Genomic DNA, 4,931 nt, shown 5'->3' on the forward strand with positions numbered 1-4,931 from the left:
CCGCCCGCTCGGATTCGCGCGCGCTACGCTCACGGTCGAACAGGCGCGCGCGCAGGATCTCCATGGCGCGCGCCTTGTTCTTGTGCTGGGAACGCTCGGCCTGGACCACAACGCTGATTCCGGTGGGCTCATGCGTGATCCGCACCGCCGATTCCGTGCGGTTGACATGCTGCCCGCCCGCGCCACCGGCACGCATCGTATCGATCCGCAACTCACGCTCGTCCAGCGCGAAATCAACCTCCTCCGCCTCCGGCAGAACCGCCACGGTGGCAGCCGAAGTGTGGATGCGTCCGCCGGTTTCCGTATCGGGAACACGTTGCACGCGATGCACGCCACTTTCGAATTTCAGCCGCGCGAAGACGCCGCGCCCGGATATCTGGGCGATGATTTCCTTGTAGCCGCCGACCGTGCCCTCGCTCGCGGCGATCACCGAGACGCGCCAGCCATTCAACTCGGCGTAACGTGCATACATGCGATAGAGATCACCGGCGAACAGGGAGGCTTCGTCGCCGCCGGTACCGGCGCGGATTTCGAGAATGGCGCTCTTTTCGTCTGCGGCATCGCGTGGCAGCAGCATCAGCCGCACCGCGCGCACCGCCTCGGCGAGCCGCGCGCGTGCCGCGCCGCGCTCCTCCTCGGCCAGCGCCCGCATCTCGCGATCGGTCGCCGGATCACCGAGCAGCGCCTCGACACCGTCGAGCTCTTCGCGGATGGCGCGGTAGGCCCTGACCGCCTCCACCACCGGTTCGAGCTCGGCGAGTTCGCGCGAAAGCCTGACGAAGGTCTCGGCATCCGGCCCCGAGGCCAGAGTCGCGGTGAGGACGGCATGCCTGTCGACGACGGCGTCGAGGCGTTCGCGTGGCAGATGATCGTCGGGGATTGTGCTCGTCATGGTTCTCGTACCGCTCACGCCCGTCATGACCCAAGCCGGGACACGAAGCAAGCCGCGTCGTGGCATGGTACCAGCACCACCGGGACGATTTGCCCGGGTTTCCGTCAGCTTTATGCGTGAATTCCGCCGCAAGCTGCGCTAGGAAGGCGCGCGCCCACCACGGCGTATCGCGCCTTGAAGCCGAAAGATGAAGACGATGACCGCACGTCCGTTACCACGTCAGGGATTGATGTCGATCGAGGCCTATGCGCCCGGCAAGAGCAAGGCGCCCCCCGGCGTGACGGTGCACAAGCTCTCCTCGAACGAGACCCCGCTCGGCCCCTCGCCGAAGGCACTCGCGGCGGCGGAGGCGGTGATGGGCAAGCTTGCGCTCTATCCCGATGGCGGCGCCAATGCGCTGCGCGACGCCATCGCCCACAAGTTCGGCCTCGACTCGGCCCGCATCGTCTGCGGCAACGGCTCGGACGAATTGCTGGCCATGGTCACCAACGCCTACATGAACCCGGGCGACGAAGGCATCTATTGCACCCACGGCTTCCTCGTCTACCGCATCGCCATCCTGGGGGCGGGCGGCGTGCCGGTGATCGCGCCGGAGAAGGATTTCACCGCCGATGTCGATGCCATTCTCGCGGCGGTGACCCCGCGCACCAAGATCGTCTATCTGGCCAATCCCAACAATCCGACGGGCACCTATCTGCCCTTCGACGAGATCAAGCGCCTGCATGCGGGCCTGCCGCCGCATGTGCTTCTCGTGCTCGATGCCGCTTACGCTGAATATGTGCGCCGCAACGATTACGCCGCCGGGCTCGAACTGGTCATGACCAGCGAGAACGTGGTGATGACGCGTACCTTCTCGAAGATCCACGGGCTCGCCGCCCTGCGTCTGGGCTGGATGGTGGCGCCGGAGCATGTTGTCGATATCGTCAACCGCATCCGCCCGCCCTTCAACGTCAACGCCGCGGCGCTGGCCGCCGGCGCAGCGGCGATCGCTGATGACGGCCATGTGGCGCAGGCCGTGTCGCATAACGATACCTGGCTGGAGATCCTCACCCGCGACCTGACGCAACTCGGCCTGACGGTGACGCCGAGCGTGGCAAATTTCCTGCTGGTGCATTTCCCCGACATGCCGGGACGCACCGCCCGCGAGGCCGATGAATATCTCACTGCGCGCGGGCTGATCCTGCGCCGGATGGAGGGTTACGGCCTGCCGCATGCGCTGCGCCTGTCGATCGGCACGGAGGAGGCCAATCGGCTGGTGATCAACGCGCTGATGGAATTCATGCGCGCGGAGGCGCCCGTCCATGCCTGAACGTCTTGGCGACCCGCTCGAAACACCGCTCTTCGAGCGCGTGGCCATTATCGGGATCGGCCTGATCGGCTCCTCGATCGCCCATGCCATGCGCCAGAAAAATCTCGCCGGCTGCATCGTGGCGATCGACCGTGATGCGGAGGTGGCCGCGCGGGTCGATGCACTGGCTCTGGCGGACACCGTCTTCACGGATGTGGCCGAAGGTGTGAAGGGCTGCGATCTCGTCATCCTCTGTGTGCCTGTCGGTGCCTGCGGGCCGGTCGCGAAACAGATGGCGTCAAGCCTGCGCGCCGGCGCGATCGTCACCGATGTCGGCTCGGTCAAGGGCGCCGTGGTGGCGAGCATGGAGCCGCATCTGCCGGCGCATGTGCATTTCATCCCCGGCCACCCGGTCGCCGGCACCGAGCAATCCGGCCCCGATGCGGGTTTCGCCATGCTGTTCCACGAGCGCTGGTGCATCCTGACGCCGGCCTATGGTGTCGATCCGGCGGCTGTGGCGCGGCTGCAGGAATTCTGGGAGGGGATGGGTGCGCGCATCGAATTCATGAGCGCGCCGCATCACGATCTGGTGCTCGCCATCACCAGCCACGTGCCGCATCTGATCGCCTACAACATCGTCGGCACGGCGGCGGATCTCGAGCAGGTAACGCAGTCGGAGGTGATCAAGTTCTCCGCCGGCGGCTTTCGCGACTTCACCCGCATCGCGGCCTCCGATCCGACCATGTGGCGCGACGTCTTCCTCAATAACAAGGAAGCCGTGCTGGAGATGATCTCGCGCTTCAACGAGGATCTCGCCGCCCTCGCCCGCGCCATCCGCTGGGATGACGGCGACGCGCTCTATGACCTGTTCTCCCGCACCCGCTCCATCCGCCGCTCGATCATCGATCTCGGCCAGGAGACCGACGCCCCGGATTTCGGGCGCCGACCGGGTAAGGATTAAAGATGAGCGCTTCCTAGAAATTTCAATTTAAAGTAGCTATACTCAAGGCGATCCGATTCGGACATGGATGGCGAGTGTGGCTGGGTTATCAGATGCCTTCGGAGAGGTAGTCAATCGCTTCGTTAACAGGGTACTACCTGAGGAAGATCGCGATACAATTCCGAAAACATTCCAAGAGCGGATGGGCTTCGCCTTCGCGGGCGGGTTGTTCATTACCTTGATCATCGTATTCGGATACGGTCACGGTTTTGCACCGGTCGGATCGCCTGCAGCAGCGACGGGGGTCGTTCCGCTGTTCGTGGGAGCACAATCATATGCCGGCCTGTTCCGCTCGGAGAGCGACTCGATAATTCTTTATGCATTCATCGTCATCATTTTGACGGCTTTGATTGTTTATAGCTACGTAATCGCGCGAAGCCTGACGAGACGGGGCCCACTGACACTCTTGATTGCAGGAAGCGCATTGCCCATATTGATGTTGAGCTTGGGGAAGATCGCTTTGAGTTGACTTGGAGGCAGTCGGAAAATGGGTATCGCGGCATTGAGAACGGTTGCCCAGAATTGCGCAACCCCGCTCTCGCGCGTAGTTCTGGTATTCGCTCTTGCCATTGCTTGCAACGCGCCTGCGAATGCCTCGGACAACTTCCAGTCCTCAAGTGATGGAATCCTTTGGTATATGCCGCGCGAGCATGTCCAGTTGAGCAAACCCGCCGCGAATCTGGCTCTGGAGACGGCGCTCTACACTGCCGGTCTGGGCACCAAGCCGGATGCCCCACTTCATTTCTATCGCTTGCCGTTGGTTGATCTTGAACAAGCCGACGAAGCGACCATCGAAGAGATAACCCGTTTCATCGAAGGTGTATCTCGCTCGCATCGAATCGCGCGCATCGAACTTCTGGATCTGATCGCCCCTGTTTCACTGGAAATGGCAGCGGCGACTGATGATGCAGAACCGCTGGGTATTGCCCCGGGAAGTCTCTTCTTTACCCAAGCGCATGATTTTGGGCGACGTTCCTGGGATCTTGCATGGAAAGGCATGACAGAGGCGCGCATTCACAATGCAGTGATCGACGTGAATGAAATTTATGGCGCACTCGTTCGGCAACTCGTCAACGAGGGGGTAATCGAGGCACCGCCTTCGGGCACAACCGGGGAAGATCAGCGTTACATGCTGATTGGCCTGAACCTTCCGCTTCCTGGTTTCGAGAATGCACTCGTCGGAGAAGCGGTTCTGCGCGAAACACCCGGCATTGTCCCAACATCGAGCGTCGGACCCAAACCGGCCCACCCCGTCAATCCGCCTGCATTGAAAGAGTAACCCCGAAAATCTCCTCGCATTGCGCGCGCAGGATGGCGTCGACCTCCGGCATCGTCACCGGGTAGCCGAGATCGACGAGGCTGGTGACGCCGTGTTCGGTGATGCCGCAGGGAACGATGCCGGTGAAATGGTCGAGATCGGGTTCGACGTTCAGGCTCACGCCGTGGAAACTGACCCAGCGGCGCACGCGGATGCCGATCGCGGCAATCTTGTCCTCGACGCTCGGGCCCTTGTCGGGGCGGCGCACCCAGACGCCGACGCGATCCTCGCGGCGCTCGCCGCGAATGTTGAACTGCGCCAGCGTCCCGATCAGCCAGGCTTCCAGCGCCGAGACGTATCGGCGCAGATCCGGCGCGCGGCGGTTCAGGTCGAGCATGACATAGGCCACGCGCTGGCCGGGACCGTGATAGGTGTATTGCCCGCCCCGCCCCGAGCCATAAACCGGAAAGCGCTCGCGCGCGACGAGATCGCT

General features: G+C 63.1%; 6 protein-coding genes. 4 read left to right on the forward strand and 2 right to left on the reverse strand.

Going from position 1 to position 4,931, the window contains the following annotated elements:
• Positions 1-892: peptide chain release factor 1 (locus VKP01_RS12975; protein WP_324412936.1), on the reverse strand; the 892-nt coding region annotated here is incomplete at its 3' end.
• A gap of 196 nt (positions 893-1,088) precedes the next feature.
• Between VKP01_RS12975 and VKP01_RS12980 the strand changes: the two genes are divergently transcribed.
• The 4 genes from VKP01_RS12980 to VKP01_RS12995 all read left to right on the forward strand — a co-directional run bounded on the left by VKP01_RS12980 (position 1,089) and on the right by VKP01_RS12995 (position 4,459).
• Positions 1,089-2,201 carry a histidinol-phosphate transaminase gene (locus tag VKP01_RS12980; protein ID WP_324412938.1) on the forward strand — a complete coding sequence of 371 codons (1,113 nt, stop codon included), beginning with the start codon at positions 1,089-1,091 and terminating at the stop codon, positions 2,199-2,201.
• On the forward strand, positions 2,194-3,141 hold the full coding sequence (locus tag VKP01_RS12985; RefSeq protein WP_324412940.1) for a prephenate/arogenate dehydrogenase family protein: 948 nt from the start codon (positions 2,194-2,196) through the stop codon (positions 3,139-3,141). The genes VKP01_RS12980 and VKP01_RS12985 overlap by 8 nt, the downstream gene beginning before the upstream one ends.
• Before the next feature lie 76 nt (positions 3,142-3,217).
• Positions 3,218-3,649, forward strand: coding sequence for a hypothetical protein (locus tag VKP01_RS12990; protein ID WP_324412942.1), 432 nt, complete (start codon positions 3,218-3,220; stop codon positions 3,647-3,649).
• A gap of 18 nt (positions 3,650-3,667) precedes the next feature.
• Positions 3,668-4,459 carry a hypothetical protein gene (locus VKP01_RS12995; protein ID WP_324412943.1) on the forward strand — a complete coding sequence of 264 codons (792 nt, stop codon included), beginning with the start codon at positions 3,668-3,670 and terminating at the stop codon, positions 4,457-4,459.
• Here VKP01_RS12995 and lipB read toward each other — a convergent pair.
• Positions 4,434-4,931, reverse strand: a 498-nt coding sequence (gene lipB, locus VKP01_RS13000) for a lipoyl(octanoyl) transferase LipB (RefSeq protein WP_324412945.1), incomplete at its 5' end; no start/stop codon positions are given. The two genes, VKP01_RS12995 and lipB, sit on opposite strands and share 26 nt — an antisense overlap.

Origin of the sequence: Saliniramus sp., from assembly GCF_035311605.1 — a bacterium.
Taxonomy (GTDB): Bacteria; Pseudomonadota; Alphaproteobacteria; order Rhizobiales; family Beijerinckiaceae; genus Saliniramus.

Coding starts and splice junctions, on each gene's coding strand:
- VKP01_RS12995 (WP_324412943.1), top strand. CDS start 3,668: ATGGGTATCGCGGCATTGAGAACGGTTGCCCAGAATTGCGCAACCCCG.
- VKP01_RS12980 (WP_324412938.1), top strand. CDS start 1,089: ATGACCGCACGTCCGTTACCACGTCAGGGATTGATGTCGATCGAGGCC.
- VKP01_RS12985 (WP_324412940.1), top strand. CDS start 2,194: ATGCCTGAACGTCTTGGCGACCCGCTCGAAACACCGCTCTTCGAGCGC.